Origin of the sequence: Algibacter sp. L3A6 (assembly GCF_009796825.1) — a bacterium.
Classification (GTDB): domain Bacteria; phylum Bacteroidota; class Bacteroidia; order Flavobacteriales; family Flavobacteriaceae; genus Algibacter.
This window is the reverse complement of record NZ_CP047030.1, coordinates 3,948,017-3,965,796: the sequence shown is the minus strand read 5'-3', so window position 1 is coordinate 3,965,796 and position 17,780 is coordinate 3,948,017. Positions and strand designations below refer to the sequence as shown.

Genomic DNA, 17,780 nt, shown 5'->3' with positions numbered 1-17,780 from the left:
CCTAATCTAGTTTATTGATATAATAGTCTGAATACTTATTCGCATCAAAGGTAAATAAGGTTTTCGATAAAGTCTCGTTTGTTTTAAAAGAATTAACAGTAAGAGTTGTTTTCGTATTATTTTTTCCGATTTGAATTAAATTGTAAATGTTTTTAGTTTTCGAATCTATACCTAACAAAATGGTTTTAATTTCAGAACTAGAGTCAATAGGTGTTAATTTCACGTATTGAATTTTTCTACCATTCATGTTTTGTTCAATATCTAAAGCGTAAGTATAGCCATCTTCGTAAAAAGATAGCATTTTACTTGGTGTAATGGCATCGTTCTCATCATCATTTTCTTCAGAGATGGTTACTTCTTCATCTTCTGGGCTAATGCTGTACAATGTTTTACCATCGAATAAACGGGTAATACCTAAAATGTTTAATTTATAGCGATCACCTTGCATGATTACGTCGCCTTTAGTCACTTGTTTTAAATCTTCAGCAGTGTTTTCTAACACATACTTAAAATCTATTGAAATGTTATCGTAACTTTTTACTTTTTGAGAGACTTCATTCAACAGTGCTTTTCCTTTGTTTTGAGCAAAGGCGTTAACTGAAAGGGTAATTAATAAAAGTGCAATAATTTTCTTCATTTTCATTTTAAATTATATTTCATTTTCTAAATGCTGATCTAATGCTATTAAATCGGTTACTAACACTTGTCTGGCTTTACTACCTTCAAACGGACCAACAATACCTGCGGCTTCTAATTGATCTATAATTCGGCCGGCACGATTGTATCCTAATTTTAATTTTCGTTGTAACAACGAAGCAGAACCTTGTTGTGCTGTAACGATAACTATAGCAGCATCTTTAAAGAGTTTATCTCTATCTGATATATCTATATCAAGACTTGTGCCACTTTCTTCACCAACAAACTCTGGTAATTGATAAGCCTCAGGATAAGCCTTCTGCGCACCAATAAAGTCTACTATTTTTTCAACTTCTGGAGTATCTACAAAGGCACATTGTATCCTTATCATGTCATTTCCTTGTGTGTAAAGCATATCTCCACGACCAATAAGTTGGTCGGCTCCACCCGCATCTAAAATAGTACGCGAATCGATTTTACTAGATACTCTAAAGGCTATACGAGCAGGGAAATTCGCTTTAATAATACCTGTGATAACATTTACACTTGGGCGTTGCGTTGCAATAATTAAGTGAATACCAATGGCACGTGCTAATTGTGCTAAACGTGCAACTGGTGTTTCAACTTCTTTACCAGCCGTCATAATTAAATCGGCAAACTCATCAACAACCAAAACAATGTACGGTAAGTATTGATGCCCGTCATTAGGGTTTAATTTTCTAGCTTTAAATTTAACGTTGTATTCTGCTATATTTCTACAAAGTGCATTTTTTAGCATTTCGTAACGGTTATCCATTTCTATACACAATGAGTTTAGCGTATGGATAACTTTAGTATTATCTGTAATAATGGCATCACCATCGTCTGGAAGTTTTGCTAAATAATGGCGTTCAATTTTGTTGAAAAGTGTAAGCTCTACTTTTTTAGGATCTACTAAAACAAACTTAACTTCCGCAGGGTGTTTTTTATAAAGTAACGAGGTTAAAACGGCATTTAGACCAACCGATTTACCTTGTCCCGTAGCACCAGCCATAAGCAAGTGAGGCATTTTGGCTAAATCGACTACAAAAGTTTCATTACTAATAGTTTTACCTAAAGCAATAGGTAAATGCATTTCTGAGGACTGAAATTTCTTTGAAGCGATAACAGATCGCATAGAAACTATGGTTGAGTTTTTGTTTGGTACCTCAATACCAATAGTACCTTTACCAGGAATTGGAGCAATAATACGAATACCTAAAGCCGCTAAAGATAGAGCGATATCATCTTCTAAATTCTTAATTTTAGAAATACGCACACCAGCTTCTGGTACAATTTCGTAAAGGGTTACTGTTGGTCCGATAGTTGCTTTAATGCTTGCTATACCAATTTTATAATTACTTAAAGTTTCAACAATTTTGTTTTTGTTTTCCTCTAATTCTTCTTGATTAATGGTAATACCACCAGTATCATATTGTTTTAATAAATCTAAAGGCGGAAATTGATATTTACCAAGTTCTAGAGTAGGGTCAAATTGGCCAAAATCTTCAACGAGTTTATTTGCTAAGTTGTCGGTTTCCGAACCTTCTTCAGCAACTTCAACCACTTTCATTTCTAAATCTTCCTCTACAACTTCTTCTTCAGCAACTTTAACTACAAGAGGTGTTTTATCTTCAACTATAACTTTTTCTACTTTAGGCCTTACAGGAACTTCAACTGGTTCTAGTGGTGCTTCAATTGGTTTTTCTTCCTCTTCAGAGATATTAAAAGCAGATTTAAAATCTTCGGCTTCTTCAGATAAATTATTATCTAAAGGCACGATAATATCTTCTTTCATATCCGATAACTCACTCTTTAAATTACTCTTAGCCGATTTAAATTGATTTGCAATACTTTCAAACGTCACTTTAAAACGAATAGCTAAATATGTAATTAAACCAAAAACGAGCAGGAGTACAATACCTATTTTACCAATATAATCTTGAAGGTAATTGTTGATTTCGAAACCTATAGTACCACCAAGAATAGCGTTTTTATTTCCGAAGAACCCTAAAAGAATAGACGACCAAATAATGATTAATACACCCCAAAACCAATGTCTTCTTAGTTTCTCTTTATTGATGTTCATTAAAACATACACACCAGATAGGCACATAAGGCCGGCAAATATAAAAGAAGGCAAGCCAAAACCGCGTTGAATAAAGAAATCGCTTAACCATGCACCAGATTTACTTAACCAGTTTTCCGTTCCGATCTCGCGATCTGCAAAATGGGATAAGCTACTTTGGTCTGTTTCTCCTGTAAAAAAGAATGATATAAAAGAAATAGCTAGGCTTATGCCAAGCGTAATTAAAAAGCTACCTAAGACTAGTTTTTGTTGACTAGACAATTTAAAACTAGGTAGTTCTGCTTTTTTGCGAGGTGCTTTTTTAGGTTTAGTTTTACTTTTCGCCATTAATGCGTTTAGATTTCATGATTGAGGTCTTGAAGCGAGTTCAAAGATGTCATTATATTTATAACGACACAAAAATACAAATTACTAACGTTAACGAAACTATATTTTAAAAAATTGCAGAGCAAACCTGTAATTAACTCAATTTTAAAGATGATTGTTTAGAAAATTTTAGGAATATAAATAATAAGGCCAATAATAGAGGTGAAGATAGCAGCAATAAATACAGCTCCGGCTGCAATATCTTTTATTAAACCTATTTTTTCGTGATGTTCGGGGTGAATAAAATCTGCAATAGCTTCAATGGCCGTATTTACACCTTCGGCACACATCACTAAAGCAATGGCCAATAGTTGAATAAGCCACTCGGTAGTAGATATATTGTAGTAAAACCCAGCGATAGTGACTATAACACCGAGTGTAAATTGAATTTTAATGCTGGCTTCGGTTTTAAGGAGCAATACTGCACCTTTAAAAGCAAGGCCAACACTTTTTAATCTATTTACTAAAAAAGATTCCTTTTTGTTACGCATTTAAAAGAGCTTCTAAAGCAGCTTTGTAGTTAGGCTCTTCTGTAGTTTCTGCAACTTGTTCTGTGTATAAAACAGTTCCTTTTTCATCTAAAACAACAACACTTCTAGAGTGTAAACCTTCTAATGGGCCGTCGATAAAATCTAAACCGTAAGTTTTACCAAAATCTCCTGTTTTAAAATCGGATAAACTCACAACATCATTTAAACCTTCTGCACCACAAAAACGCGCATTAGCAAATGGTAAATCGCGAGATACACATAATACTTTAGTGTTTTCTAGTTCGCTAGCTTCACGGTTAAATTCGCGAACAGAGGTTGCGCAAGTACCAGTATCTACACTAGGGAATATGTTTAAAACTACTTTGCTGCCAGCAAAATCGCTTAATTTTTTTGTTGATAAATCATTTGCTGTTAAAGCAAATTCTGGAGCTTTTGTTCCTTTTGCAGGAAGATTTCCTGATGTATGTATTGCACCACCTTTTAATGTTACTGTTGCCATTATTTTATGTTTTATTAATTGTGTTGTAAAATTAAGAATAATAAGATGTTTAAACTATTTGTTTAATCTTTTTTTAATACTTATGCTCATGATTAAATCACTACAAATCAAATAAATGTATATAGCTAAGCGTTAATAAAGTGTTAAAGCGTAAATTACTCTAAACCAATTACGACTAAGCTACGTACATGTAGGAGAAAGTATATAATTGGGGTTTAAGGAAACAATAATTATAACACATTCAATATAAGAGAACTATAAAATCGAATTAATTAGTACTATAATATTACGATTATCTTAATTTACTAGGGATTTATTAAGATTATATGGAAAAGCTGCTTCAAAACTGAAGCGGCTTTTTTTTGTTCCCTACGTTAGGTTTGCGTAAATTTAGAGACAGATAATGGAATTGGGTATAAGAATTACTTATGATAAAATAAAAACAATCAATTTTATTTATCGTTTTTAAGTTCGGTTATAGAGTAATTTTATCAAAAATTAAAACGTAAAAATTTATATAATATGGATCATAACAACGGCGGTGACATAGGCAAATGTCCTTTTATGCAAGGAGCAATTACTACAACCGAAAAAACAGTAACAGATTGGTGGCCAAACACACTTAATCTAGACATTTTACACCAACAGGATACAAAAACAAATCCTTTAGGTGCAGATTTTGATTACCAAGAAGAACTGAAAAAATTAGATGTAGATGCTTTAAAGAAGGATGTACACGATTTTATGACAGATAGCCAAGATTGGTGGCCTGCAGATTGGGGACACTATGGTGGTTTAATGATTAGAATGGCATGGCACGCAGCAGGTTCATATAGATTAGCAGATGGTCGTGGTGGCGGTGGTACAGGTAACCAACGTTTTGCACCTTTAAACTCTTGGCCAGATAATGCCAGTTTAGATAAAGCTAGACGTTTACTTTGGCCAATCAAGAAAAAATACGGTAATACAGTAAGTTGGGCCGATCTTATTATTTTGGCAGGAACCATTGCTTACGAAAGCATGGGCTTAAAAACCTATGGTTTTGCCTTTGGTCGTCAAGATATTTGGCACCCAGAAAAAGATGTGTATTGGGGAGCAGAAAAAGAATGGTTAGCACCAAGTGATGAGCGTTATACAGATGTAGACCATCCGGATACTATGGAAAACCCATTAGCAGCCGTACAAATGGGACTAATTTACGTAAACCCAGAAGGTGTAAACGGTAAGCCAGATCCATTAAAAACGGCTCTACAAGTTAGAGAAACGTTTAAGCGTATGGCCATGAACGATGAGGAAACAGTGGCTTTAACAGCAGGTGGACATACCGTTGGAAAAACACATGGAAATGGAGATGCTAGTATTTTAGGTCCAGATCCAGAAAGTGCAGATGTAGAAGAGCAAGGTTTAGGTTGGTCTAACCCAACAAAATCTGGTAAAGGTAGATACACAGTTACTAGTGGTTTAGAAGGTGCTTGGACGACGAACCCGACAAAATGGGATAATGGCTTTTTCGAAATGTTATTTAACCACGATTGGGAACTACGTAAAAGTCCAGCAGGAGCACACCAATGGGAACCTGTAAACATAAAGGAAGAAGATATGCCTGTAGATGTTGAGGATATGACGACTAAGCATAACCCAATGATGACAGATGCCGACATGGCCATGAAAATGGATCCTATTTATAAAGAAATTTCATTGCGATTTAAGAATGATTTTGATGCCTTTTCTGATGCTTTCGCACGTGCTTGGTTCAAATTAACACACCGTGACATGGGACCAAAAGATCGTTGGTTTGGACCCGATGTACCTCAAGAAGAATTAATTTGGCAAGATCCAATTCCAAAAGGAAATTACGATTATGATGTTGAAGCTGTAAAAGCTAAAATCGCTGCTACAGGTTTAAGTATTTCAGAATTAGTATCTACCGCTTGGGATAGTGCAAGAACTTTTAGAGGATCAGATTTTAGAGGTGGAGCAAACGGATCACGTATTCGTTTAGAGCCACAAAAAAATTGGGCAGGTAACGAGCCAGCACAATTACAAAACGTATTATCTGTTTTAGAACCTATTGCTACAGAATTTGGTATTAGCATTGCAGATACTATTGTTTTAGCTGGTAATGTTGGTGTAGAAAAAGCCATTAGAAAAGCCGGTATGGTTGTAGATGTTCCTTTTGCACCAGGTAGAGGAGATGCATCGCAAGAGATGACAGATGCAGAATCTTTTGAGTCTATGGAGCCGCTTGCAGATGGTTACAGAAACTGGCAGAAAAAAGAGTATGTGGTTAGCCCAGAAGAAATGTTGCTAGATAAAACACAATTACTTGGCTTAACAGCTGCAGAAATGACGGTTTTAGTAGGAGGTATGCGTGTTATGGGAACCAACTATGGTGGAACTAAACATGGTGTGTTTACAGAAAATGAAGGCGCTTTAACAAACGATTTCTTTGTAAACTTAACGGATATGATTTTTGAATGGAAATCGCTTAACAATGGTATTTACGAAATTAAAAACCGTAAAACTGGCGAAGTTAAATTTACCGCAACTCGTGTAGATTTAGTATTTGGTTCTAATTCTATTTTGCGCGCTTACGCGGAAGTTTACGCTCAAGACGATAGCAAGGAAAGGTTTGTAAAAGACTTTGTATCTGCTTGGACAAAAGTGATGAACGCAGATCGTTTCGATATATAATAATAACATTAAACATAGATTTTAGAGGAATGGTTTTTATAGCCATTCCTTTTTTTATAAAAAAAATCCAAATGAAAGACATTAATAACTTATTTGAAAGCATAAAAAATAGAGACATTTTAACTCTAAAAAACTTACTATCAGAAAACCCTAAATTGGCCGAAGCTACTGATGAGCGTGGTTTTACACCATTAATTTTGGCGACCTATTTTGATAACGAAGCCGCAACTAAAACATTGGTAGAGCATCAAGCACCTATTAATGCTAAAGATGCCTCAGGAAACACCGCTTTAATTGGTGTAAGTTTTAAAGGCAACGTTACTTTTGCTAAATATTTAATTGAAAACGGCGCCGATTTAAACGAAGTGAATACCAACGGAACCACAGCCTTAACCTTTGCTACACAATACAACAAAGTAGACATTGTTAAACTACTTTTAGAGCATAACGCTGATAAAACGATAAAAGATAACGCAGGAAAAACAGCTTTAGCTTACGCTGAAGAAAAGGAGTTTACCGAAATTGTTGCGCTTTTGGAGCAATAGAAGTAGAGATTATTTATAATGAAAACGGAGTTTAAAACAAGCTTGTAATAAGGCTGGTTTTAAACTCTGTTTTTTTTTTGTGGCTATTTTTAAAAAAAACAATTTAATAAGTTGAATAAATTTAGATTGTCTCAATATGGGGGTGATTATGTTGAATAAAATGAGTTAAATTCGTTTTTCGTCAATATTTATCGGGTTTTATTGTTAATTCTGTATAATTAAGCTTTCTTAATTATTAAATGTTTTATGAGAGCTTTATTTCCTAACTAAATTATTAATAACCTTAAAATTAAAAATGATGTTAAAAATTAAAAAAAAGTTAATTACCTGTCTATTATTTACTTTAATACTTATGTCTTATTCCTGTACTAATTCAGTAGATGATATTTTAGAAGATAATAGTCAACTTGAAAATGAAATGAATCTTCAGTCGGCCGATATTAATGGTTTTAATAGTAGTTTTATTGTATCCAGTACTTCAGGTCATCATTATGTTGGCAATCTAAAAAATGTTCTTGGAGATGTAAAACAAGCACAAATTACAAATGCACTTACTACAACTTCTGAAGTAGAGAATATTTTAGATGGTTTTGAAGATATGGGGGTGAATGGTATACGTATCGCTATTTTTGCCGATGGAGTTAACCCAAATGTAACAATGTATAATTATCTTTATAATCAAGCTGTGTCTAGAGGTTTCAAAATATTTGCTAATCCAGCACAAGGTACAGGTGGAGCAAGAATAGCTAATGGCATGCTTAACGGTACCGTTCCGTCTGTCAAAAATTTAACAGCTAAAGATGTTCTTGTAACTCGCATAAAAGCTTTCGCACAAGATTATAAATGTGATTGGATAAATCCTTTTAATGAGGATAGTCGTCCAGGAACTGTTTGGTATGTAGGTCAAATTAATAATATCTATTCAGAATTATATGGTCAATTAAATGGAGCAGATTTAATTGGCTCTTGTGATTGGGGCATAGAAGCAGGGCTTTTATCATTGCAACAAACAACAATGAAAAATTATATATCGATAGCTGCAACACATAATTTAGGCTTTCAACATTCTTTATGGCCCGATTACATTGCTGAAGCAGGAAATTTACCTGTTTGGGATTCTGAAACAAATAATAATGTTAAATTTTCTGGCGTAGCAACTAGAATAGACGCCGCTATAGATGCTGGTGTTGATGGATTAGTTTTATATAATAGTTGGAATACAATTAGTCAGTCTTCGGGTGATTTAAATACGGCAGGTCAAGAATTTAAAGATAAATTTACTCAGTATTATTTTATACAAAACAAACAGAGTGGAGATAGAATTAAGCCGTTTAGCAATGTAACGGATGGCACATTAATGGTGCAAGCACCTTCGAGTTATACCGGAGATTTCACGCAATGGGAAATTATTCCAGCAGATAATGGATATGTTAGATTTAGAAATAAAGGATCTAAAATGTATTTTAGGCCTACTGATAATAACAATTATTCTAATATTTATGCGACAAGCTCTTTTTCAGGAGGAGAGACTTTTGTAGAATGGAGTATTAATGGCATTGATAATACATATTCATATGTTGTAAATCGGGAATCGGGTAAAAAAATGCGCTCTATAAATAGTAATGATTTATCTACTCATAATAATGAGTCTGATATTAGAATTAATCAAGTTCCTACTTCTTGGACAGGTGATGCTACGCGCTGGGAATTTGTAAAAGCTAATTAGTAATATTTGATAGTATTATAGGTTTTCCTATAAAAAAAGGAAGCTTACATTTGGCGTAATAGAAGTACAGTTTATTTATATTGAAAACGGAGATTAAAACAAGCTTGTAATAAGGTTGGTTTTAATCTCCGTTTTTTGTTGTTTAAAATGAAGTGCTTACTTCATTAATTCTATTTGAAATTCTGCTGCATTAAAGGCCATTTTTAAACCTAGTATGCTTGGTTCTTGTGGATGTTCTGCAAATAGTTCATTCAAGTATTTAGCTTGTTTCACCACGCTACTACTATCTCTTAAATATATGTGATACTTTAACAGAACCAAATTTGCATGCACTTTGTCAGAAATATTTAAGCCTTTTTGCTTTAAAACATCATCTAGTGTACTTTTTATTTTGTTATCGTTTTCTGGCAATTCATCTAGCAAATACGCTTGAGCTAAACTAGGCTTAGATTTAGCTGAATAATCACTCTTGTCAGACATGTTTAGTCTGTAAGTCATTTTATTACCATTTAGAAAATACCAACGCGTATAAGAATCATTTGCGATGTCTATTTCTTTTTCAAATAGTTGTTCTCTTGTATTCCAGTTTGTATGTGCCACTAAAAGCTCATGACCATCGTCTGTTTTAAGAATAGCCATTTTTATTAAATAATTTCGATCTCCTGGTTTTTCAATCTCAATTTCCAAAGGTGTGTCTGCGGAAACATAGGTTTTTGTAGCTTTTAATATAGACGAAACATCTTCTGTACTCGCCATAGGAAATAAGTTCTCTCGTAAAAACAAATCGATATAGAGATAATGCGTTAAATAGAAATCATCAGCTTTTATGTAGTTAGCTTCCTTAAGGCTCTCCGATTTTATTTTGATTTGTTCAGATTGAGCGTATCCAAAACTGGTTATGAAAATTGTGGCTATTAATACTATTTTATGCATGCTTTTAGTTTGTAATTTTTAGAGGGAGAATTTAATTTTTATATGATTAGATTGAAATAAGACTTTTACAAATTATAAATCGAGACTATTTTTTGATGGTTTTTAGAAAAAGGTTTTAGTTGAAAATCAGTGAGTTTTTACTTTTTTTATCACAGTACTTTGTAGGCGCAAGTTTATAATCCAAATAGTACCCCAATATTCCCACTCAGATTTTGATTGGCTTTCCAGCCATTAGGATATCCATTGAAATCAATTGGACTCAATCCGAATTGACCTCCCCAATCAAGAGTAATTTTTAAACTGTTTGTTAATTTGTAAATAACTCCAAGGCCACCAGCAAGCCCATAATCATATGGCTTGAAATCCTCTTTATTATCCTTAACCTCATCATTGGAATATTCTTTTGAAGCAGACATTAGTAGACCTCCATACATTCCGAAATTAAAAAAACCTTGTAAATTTCCTTGGCCTACTCTCCATTCTGCCATAACAGGCATCACTATATAGTTTAATTTTTGTGTAAAAAGCTCTATTTCTGAATCGTCTGTAATTAAAATTCCTTTTCCTTCATATTTTAGTTTTAATTTTAGAGCCCAATTTCTAGAAAAGTTGAATTTACCCACGACTCCAAATGACATTCTATTTATAGATAAACCTCTTACATATTTAGCCTCAATATATCGATAGTCGCTAATATTTAATCCAATCTCGGGACCTATTTCAAATTTTGAGTTTTGAGCAACAATATTAAAAAAGGAAAGAACAAATATTAGTTGCAAGATTATTTTTGTCATTAAATTCTAGTGAGTTTGTTGTATAATATTAAAGATGAAGTTGTTGTATAAGGAAAACTGCGTGTTTGTGTGCGAGGATTTTCCGAAGGAAAATCAGAAGTAAGCAAACGAGCAATTGACATTTGTTTAGCTAAAACTAGTAATTTTTTTTACTTTGTTAGCAAATGTTTTATTTTTAACTAAAAAGGTAATGGCAGATATAATTATAAAAACAGAGCCGTTTATCATATTATAAGAAAATAAATCAAAAGATGGTTCCCCTGGATATTTTAATTTTTGAAAAATTGCAACTCCAATTGTAACAATGGAAAGTCCAATAAGTGGATAAAGAGAAATTTTGAATTTAGAAAAGTTGAAACTTAGTAAAAGCGCTATTAGCAGTCCACCATAAAAAAGTAATTTTTGCGTCAAAGAAAGAAAAGTGTTAGCAAAATTTGCTAAATAATTGTTATTGCTCTTAACGAAAATATACTCAGCATAAGGATAGTAAATAAGAACTGCTCCGAATATTATAAAAATGTAAATAGAGGAACCTTTCCAACTTTTGCTGATATATGGAAAAATATTTTCCATTTCGATATTCATATGTTTCGTTGGTAGTTTTACAAAGCAGATTAGTATTAGGGCGATAATACCAAAAATAAATGGGAGTATGATTGCATTATATGATAAAACAAATAGTGAATAAGCTCCAAGAATTATTATAAAAAAAGCTTTTACACCTTTGTTTATAGATAACCGATTGACAATTAAATTAACACCTAAAACTATTAGTGAAAAAACTATAGTTGGTTTTAATAAACTTTCGTTCAAGAGGAGCAAACGAGCTTCCGATAAATAGCCAGATTTAAAGAAGTTTACGTAGTGCACTTGTCTGTAAAAATAGATTACAATACTTACTGCAATTAGAGCGAAACCTAAGATTTTATTCTTGTTAAATTCTTTACTTACATTAAGTTCGTCTTTAATTTCTTTAGCAGAAAATCCTAGGTTTAAAAGCTTTTCTGCTTTTCTTACCTTGTTGAATTTGTTACTTTTTAATTCTGACGCAAAATTTGTTATGTTTTCCATTTGGTTTTTTAATCTCGACTAACGTCAAATTTAAAATAATTTTCCCTCATAAAAAAAATTCGTTAGCTCGAGGAATTAATCGGATTCTGTGTGGAGAATATTTGCTAACGTTTAGTATATGAAAAGTAGGCGATTTCGAAGCACCGAACTTTCGGTTAAATACAAAGTTTGAAATGAGCCAAAGCCCTTAATTTTAGTACTATTTCGCCTATTTTTTATATACATTGTTACCTGCTGTTATTTTTATTCATCTTTTAGTTTCAAATATTTTGTCGGCACATTATCAGTCAACCAAACTCCATTTTCCGAAATATAAAATTCAATTTTGTCATTGTACATTTTCTCCGCTAATATCTCAAATATAACAGGCTTTCCGTGACGCTGTCCTACCTTGATTGCTGTTTCAGTATCACTACTCAAATGAACGTGCTGTCTGTTCCGCTTTTCAAGTCCTTTTTTCAAAATAGATTGAACTGATTTTTCGCTTGTTCCGTGAAAAAGTATTTCAGGTGGTTTTTGATTTTTATAGCCTAATTCGATTTCTACGGAATGTCCTTGACTGGCTCTTATCTTGTCAAATTTGTCATTAAAAGCAAATCGTTTTTTTGAATTAGTGGCAACTATATGATTTAATGTTTCTCGGTCAAATTGAATTCCGTATTTGTTTGATTTATCAATCAGTTCATTAATGTCAACCCATCCATTTTGGTCAATCTGAATGCCAATTGTTTCAGGTTTATGTCTTAATACCAAACTTAAAAACTTGCTTATATGCGTTTGTTGTTTTTCGCTAATCATTTTTAATTAAGTCGCAGTTAAACCAATCCACAAATAGCAAATGGAATTCCTTGTTGATTTTTAAAATTTCGCTTGTCGTCTTTTCGTTCCATTGTGAAATGCAGAGTTCAACTACTTTTCCACCATTAAGAGTTCCAAAATATGTTGTCTTTTCTGTTGTCAATCCGAATCCGTTTGAGAGTATTTCTCCGTTTATTATTACTTGTCCAATTGAATTAGAATTCAATAGATTTTGTATTTCATTAAAATCGATTGATAAGTTAGCCAACCCAATCGTTTTTCTCGTGTGGCAATTTTTGAACAAGGTGTATTCTTCACTCTTTTTAGAATGATTTTCCCAAATCTCTTTAATAGCCTTTAATTCTTCTTCTATTATGGGAAGTGAATCGATTTTCAAAAACTCCTTTTGCCTGTAGTCATCTTCGTGAATACTAATGTCAAACTCAGAATCTTTTGTTTTTGTATTGGTTTGAGGAAACTCATTAGATATTGTTGGTGTAGTGAACCAAATATCATTCGGGTTCATTTTCTCCACTTTTCTCATTTTTAACGTTAAGCTCTTGGATTGAAGAAAATCCCTTGAATGTGCGGGAATTGCTTCTTCAATTGACCAATCTTCATCATTTAAATGCATTGTTGTCTGAATTTCAAATGTCTCGGGAAGCTGTTCTGGTGGCATTTCTGAAACTCCAATGACGTTTCCGTTTGACGAATCAATAAATTGAACCTTTATCGCATTGCTTTTTCCGAATATTTTGTCAAATAATCCCATTTTGTTCTCGGTTCGTTTTTTTTAATAGCAGGTAACTATGTTATATGATTACTTTTATCACTCTTATCCATTGATAAATTAAACTAAAAGGAAGAACCTGCAATAGGTCTTTCAATACAATTTCCTGCGCCAAAACACACGGTTTCTGTTTCGCAACCACCTTCGTCTTCGGTACAAGACGTAAAGCTTAAGGAAATTATAGCAGCTAGTAAAACGTGTTTTAAGGTCTTCATATGTTTCATTTTATGTTTTCTTTATATTTCAAAAACATAAGCAACGAATTTACTTTGTTTCTGTAAAAGAATCAATACGTATAACTGCGTATTTTTCTTTAACGAGAGCAAATTACAAAAGTTTGTTTTATGGATTTTACGGGTTTCCGTAATTGTAGAATGAAAATTAAGTAAAAGAGGCCTTTTAGTTATAGAAAAGGGATTTGATACTTTTTTATTATAAAAAGAGTAGGAGGAAAGGAGATTAAAATGCTCTAAAATGAGGGACTTTTAGGCATTTTTGAGAGTTTTGTGAAATGGTTAGCAGTTTTGATTATTTAAACTCAATAATTTCAGCAGACATTGTTGCTGTAATTCTCTTTTTTGTTTCTGTGATATCTACAGATACATTAATAAGAGTTCTGCTACCTACTAATTCTACACCGGCAGATTTTGCTTTTTTTAGCAGATTTGTTTTTGCCTGAGAAACAATACCTTCTTTGTTTGTTATGTTTCCAGTCATTATTTTCTCTGTAGCTGTTCCTGAAAAGCTACCTAATACATTGAAATTAGAACTTGTTAAAACGGTTTGAGTTTGATTGTGCTGTTGGTAACCTCCTGAGTATAAACTCGGTGATTTACAAGATGTAAATGCGGCAGTAACAGCTAGAATTAAAATAATTTTTTTCATTTATTGGGGTTTTAATTTGCCTACTTCTTTTTTTTGTCTCTTTTCGGCTTGTTCAGACATTGTTATTTATTTGAATTTACTTAACCTAGTTTGTAGTTAATTAATGAGTGTTTTGCTATAACTGAACGCAAATTATAACAGTCCAATCAATTAATTTTACGGGTTTCCGTAATTGTAGAATAAAAGCATAAAAAAAAGCCCTAAATAGGGCTTCTTTTTTATTTGTAAGTACTAAAATGTACTATTACTAATGGGTTTAAGCAATAGTTATTCTTTAATAATTTTCAATGCTTTTGCATTTTCTGTTTTCAATATATAGATTCCGTTAGTTAGGGTTCTAAGATCTATTTGTTCTTTTTCTTGTATAGAACCGTTTAAAACGCTTTCACCAAGTATATTGTAAATGGTATAATTTTCTTTTACTTTAAATCCTGAAATTTCAATAAAATCGGTAGATGGATTTGGATAAGCGGTTATTGTATTTGAATTATTTTCAAATTGATTTGTAGATAATGTTGATTTATCAAAAATAGAAACGTTATCAATTAATACTTGCGCGCCAGCATCTCCACGTGCGTATATAAAAGCTTGAACATTTTCTGTTTCGGTAGCTGTATATTCAAACTCTCCTTTTTTCCATTCTGTTGTAGATGAGTCTGTATAGGTATTAGTTAAAAAAGTAGTTGGAAAAGCACCTGGAGTATGAGATAAATTAAATTCAACCTGAGTTAAATTACCAGAAACAGCTTTGTAATAAAAAGTACAAACATAAGTTACACCAGAAATGAATGACATATTATCTGTATTTATGTAGTTAAATGCTCTACCTGAGGCAATTTCTAATTGTAGACTTGCAGTTCCATTTTGAAAATCAGCATTTTTTTCCCATAATCCGTCAAAAAATCTAGTCCAATCATCTGGGTTTGTATCAAACGAATCCCAATTCTCCATATCTGCATTAGGAACAAGGTTTGTTTGCGCATTGATATTTAATGTTGCAATAAATAAAAATAGAATAAGTAGTTTTTTCTTCATAATTGTTTTGTTTTGAGTGTTTTAAAAAATAGTTAATTATATTGTTAGATTACCTCTGTTCCTTAAACCTTTTTATAAAACAAATGTTGTTATGTTTTATGTTGCTTTTAGGACTTAAAAGTGACAGCAAGTAAATATTTATATTTGAAATTATGTAGTTTTAATTATTAAATGTAAGATATAACGTCGTTGCTTTGCGGTTCGTCGATAAATTTTGTTTTTTTTGTATTTTAGGAATAAAACATTAGCCATTTCAGTTTAGATATTTTTCTGGCTAAAAATTCGAAGAAACCAATACTTTAAAAAGAACCTCAATGAGCGGGTATAATTGTTGAATTAGGCACAAAAAGAATTGTGATTTATTGTAAAAATAATTTTCGCGTAAAACTGAAAAACCACCAAGCTTCCGCAAGGTGGTATTTACTAAATGCTAATTTTTTTTTCAATAGTTACTCTTAAAGTATTTTCAACACCTCTATAATTTCTGAAATTGAAGCTCTTTTGCGGTAATCGGCATCTAAAAATGCATATTGTACAAGCCCTGTTTTATCAATAATATAAGTTGCTGTAATTGGTAATTCGCTACTATCATCGCCATTATAGTTTTTTAAACCTATGCCGTTTTTATAAACTTCTGCTAAAGCGTCTGTTAATTTATACGATAAGCCATATTGCTTGGATACCTTATTTCCAACATCGCTTAGCACCTCAAATTGTAAGCTGTGTTTTTCTTTAGTATTCAAAGATTTGTCTGGTAACTCTGGCGTTAAGGCTAATAAATTTGATCCATATTTTTTAAATTGTGGCAAGCTATTTTGTAAAAACTGTAAGGTTAAATTACAATACGGACACCAGCCACCTCGATACCAGGTTAGTATTACCGGACCTTTGTTTAGGGTGTTTTGTAAATTTATGCATTCACCTAAAGCATTTTTTAAGGTAAAATCAATCATGTTATCACCAACATTAATAGCGTTTTCTTTAAAATGAGTTGCAATAATAGCTTCAAGATTTTCTGCCGTTATCGCTTTTTGTGCATCTGTGGCTTTAGCTTCCCAACCGGTTTGTTTTGCGTTTAGGGCGTTTTGTAATGCTGTATGTTCTAGAATGCTCATAAGGTGTAGTGTTAAGTTTTTATTTCTATTAAAACGCGATTTTTAGATGAGATAGGTTTTATTTTGATTTTCGTGTAACATGAAAGGTTAAAGCAATGGCTGCTAGAGTAAATCCGAAAATGGTTAAACCCGTCCAACCATATTTACTAATTACCGATACACCAACCGCTGAACCAACCGCAGCGCCTATATAGTAAAATAACATATAGACAGCGTTTGTTCTGCTTCGTGCGTTTACATCGATGGCAAATACACGAACTTGGTTTGGGATTTGAGATCCAAAGACACCTAAATCTAAGAGTATAATTCCAATACAGAGTACAACCATATTATTTTGGCCGAGAGCCAATACTATAAAGCTTAATAGTACTAGAGAAATAGAGACTGTCATTACTTTTTGAGATCCAATTTTATCAACCCATTTTCCCGCTATTTTGGCTCCAAAAATACCTGCAGCTCCAACAAAACCTAACAATCCAACTTGTTGAACCGATAGTAAAAAAGGCGCGTCCATAACATGAATTGCAATAGTGGCCCACATGGCATTGAATGCGGCAAACCATAACGCACCAACAAAAGCAGCTTCGCGTAATACAGGTTTTGTTTTAACCAAAGTAAACATAGAAGCGAGTAATTGTGTGTATTTTAAATTGGCCGTAGGTTTGTTGGATGGTAAAGCAATTTGTAGCACCACACCAATAATAGCAGCCATAATAGCTGCACCTAAAAAAACAGCACGCCATCCAAAATGTTCGGCTATAAAACCACTTAACGTTCTCGATAATAAAATACCGGTTGTTAAACCCGTCATTAACGTCGCCATAACTTTTCCTTTATTTTCAATAGAAGATAAAGATGCGCCTAATGGTATTAATTGTTGGGTAATGTTTGCTCCTAAACCAACCACAAAAGTGGCGGTTATTAGAACGGCAAAGTTTGGTGCTAAATACACGCCAAGCAAAGCGATTACTAAGGTTATGGAAAGGTTTCTTATCACTAATTTTCTATTCATAACATCTCCTAGAGGAGAAATAAAGAAAATAGCCATAGCGTAACCTATTTGTGATGCCGATGGTATAAAACCTAAAACACCGTCACTTAATTCTAACGATTTCCCTATGGATGGTATTAATGGCTGATTGTAATATAAATTGGCTGCTGTTGCGGCTATAGCAGTTGCCATAATAAATAGCAGTTTTGTACTTAAAGGTTTTGGTTCTATATGATCCATTGTGATATTCTAATTTTATATAGAACAAAATTACTAAAGATCACAACCATGTATAAGGTGAGTA

At 32.8% G+C, this 17,780-nt stretch carries 17 protein-coding genes; 3 read left to right on the top strand and 14 right to left on the bottom strand.

Going from position 1 to position 17,780, the window contains the following annotated elements:
- Position 1: 1 nt before the first annotated feature.
- The 4 genes from GQR98_RS16555 to tpx all read right to left on the bottom strand — a co-directional run bounded on the left by GQR98_RS16555 (position 2) and on the right by tpx (position 4,099).
- Complete coding sequence (locus GQR98_RS16555; protein ID WP_159020531.1) at positions 2 to 637, bottom strand: LolA family protein; 636 nt, start codon at positions 635 to 637, stop codon at positions 2 to 4.
- Between the two features lie 12 nt (positions 638 to 649).
- Positions 650 to 3,070, bottom strand: a complete 2,421-nt coding sequence (locus GQR98_RS16550) for a DNA translocase FtsK (protein WP_159020530.1) — start codon at positions 3,068 to 3,070, stop codon at positions 650 to 652.
- A gap of 158 nt (positions 3,071 to 3,228) precedes the next feature.
- The gene (locus GQR98_RS16545; protein ID WP_159020529.1) at positions 3,229 to 3,600 is read right to left on the bottom strand and encodes a diacylglycerol kinase; all 372 of its coding nucleotides are present in this window, start codon (positions 3,598 to 3,600) and stop codon (positions 3,229 to 3,231) included.
- On the bottom strand, positions 3,593 to 4,099 hold the full coding sequence (gene tpx / locus GQR98_RS16540; RefSeq protein WP_159020528.1) for a thiol peroxidase: 507 nt from the start codon (positions 4,097 to 4,099) through the stop codon (positions 3,593 to 3,595). Before tpx ends, GQR98_RS16545 begins: the two co-directional genes overlap by 8 nt.
- A gap of 522 nt (positions 4,100 to 4,621) precedes the next feature.
- Here tpx and katG point away from each other — a divergent pair.
- The 3 genes from katG to GQR98_RS16525 all read left to right on the top strand — a co-directional run bounded on the left by katG (position 4,622) and on the right by GQR98_RS16525 (position 9,064).
- The gene (gene katG, locus GQR98_RS16535) at positions 4,622 to 6,793 is read left to right on the top strand and encodes a catalase/peroxidase HPI (RefSeq protein ID WP_159020527.1); all 2,172 of its coding nucleotides are present in this window, start codon (positions 4,622 to 4,624) and stop codon (positions 6,791 to 6,793) included.
- Positions 6,794 to 6,864: 71 nt separating this feature from the next.
- Positions 6,865 to 7,338 carry an ankyrin repeat domain-containing protein gene (locus GQR98_RS16530; RefSeq protein WP_159020526.1) on the top strand — a complete coding sequence of 158 codons (474 nt, stop codon included), beginning with the start codon at positions 6,865 to 6,867 and terminating at the stop codon, positions 7,336 to 7,338.
- 352 nt (positions 7,339 to 7,690) lie between these two features.
- Positions 7,691 to 9,064 (top strand): RICIN domain-containing protein, encoded by a 1,374-nt coding sequence (locus GQR98_RS16525; RefSeq protein ID WP_159020525.1) that lies wholly within the window; start codon positions 7,691 to 7,693, stop codon positions 9,062 to 9,064.
- A 156-nt stretch (positions 9,065 to 9,220) separates the two neighbouring features.
- On the opposite strand, the gene GQR98_RS16520 is transcribed toward GQR98_RS16525, so the two are convergent.
- The 10 genes from GQR98_RS16520 to GQR98_RS16475 form a co-directional block, all read right to left on the bottom strand.
- Positions 9,221 to 9,997: a hypothetical protein gene (locus tag GQR98_RS16520; RefSeq protein WP_159020524.1), complete on the bottom strand. Its 777-nt coding sequence runs from the start codon at positions 9,995 to 9,997 to the stop codon at positions 9,221 to 9,223.
- Between the two features lie 173 nt (positions 9,998 to 10,170).
- Positions 10,171 to 10,791, bottom strand: a complete 621-nt coding sequence (locus GQR98_RS16515; protein WP_159020523.1) for a porin family protein — start codon at positions 10,789 to 10,791, stop codon at positions 10,171 to 10,173.
- Between the two features lie 126 nt (positions 10,792 to 10,917).
- Positions 10,918 to 11,862, bottom strand: a complete 945-nt coding sequence (locus tag GQR98_RS16510; RefSeq protein WP_159020522.1) for a hypothetical protein — start codon at positions 11,860 to 11,862, stop codon at positions 10,918 to 10,920.
- A 243-nt stretch (positions 11,863 to 12,105) separates the two neighbouring features.
- Complete coding sequence (locus tag GQR98_RS16505) at positions 12,106 to 12,657, bottom strand: RNA 2'-phosphotransferase (protein ID WP_159021198.1); 552 nt, start codon at positions 12,655 to 12,657, stop codon at positions 12,106 to 12,108.
- Positions 12,653 to 13,432 carry a hypothetical protein gene (locus GQR98_RS16500; RefSeq protein ID WP_159020521.1) on the bottom strand — a complete coding sequence of 260 codons (780 nt, stop codon included), beginning with the start codon at positions 13,430 to 13,432 and terminating at the stop codon, positions 12,653 to 12,655. Before GQR98_RS16500 ends, GQR98_RS16505 begins: the two co-directional genes overlap by 5 nt.
- Positions 13,433 to 13,515: 83 nt before the next feature.
- Positions 13,516 to 13,665 (bottom strand): hypothetical protein, encoded by a 150-nt coding sequence (locus GQR98_RS16495; RefSeq protein WP_159020520.1) that lies wholly within the window; start codon positions 13,663 to 13,665, stop codon positions 13,516 to 13,518.
- Between the two features lie 313 nt (positions 13,666 to 13,978).
- Positions 13,979 to 14,335, bottom strand: coding sequence for a DUF6567 family protein (locus tag GQR98_RS16490; RefSeq protein ID WP_159020519.1), 357 nt, complete (start codon positions 14,333 to 14,335; stop codon positions 13,979 to 13,981).
- A gap of 267 nt (positions 14,336 to 14,602) precedes the next feature.
- The gene (locus GQR98_RS16485) at positions 14,603 to 15,370 is read right to left on the bottom strand and encodes a T9SS type A sorting domain-containing protein (protein ID WP_159020518.1); all 768 of its coding nucleotides are present in this window, start codon (positions 15,368 to 15,370) and stop codon (positions 14,603 to 14,605) included.
- 455 nt (positions 15,371 to 15,825) lie between these two features.
- Positions 15,826 to 16,485, bottom strand: a complete 660-nt coding sequence (locus GQR98_RS16480; RefSeq protein WP_159020517.1) for a peroxiredoxin-like family protein — start codon at positions 16,483 to 16,485, stop codon at positions 15,826 to 15,828.
- Between the two features lie 58 nt (positions 16,486 to 16,543).
- Positions 16,544 to 17,716: an MFS transporter gene (locus GQR98_RS16475; RefSeq protein ID WP_159020516.1), complete on the bottom strand. Its 1,173-nt coding sequence runs from the start codon at positions 17,714 to 17,716 to the stop codon at positions 16,544 to 16,546.
- Positions 17,717 to 17,780: the final 64 nt, after the last annotated feature.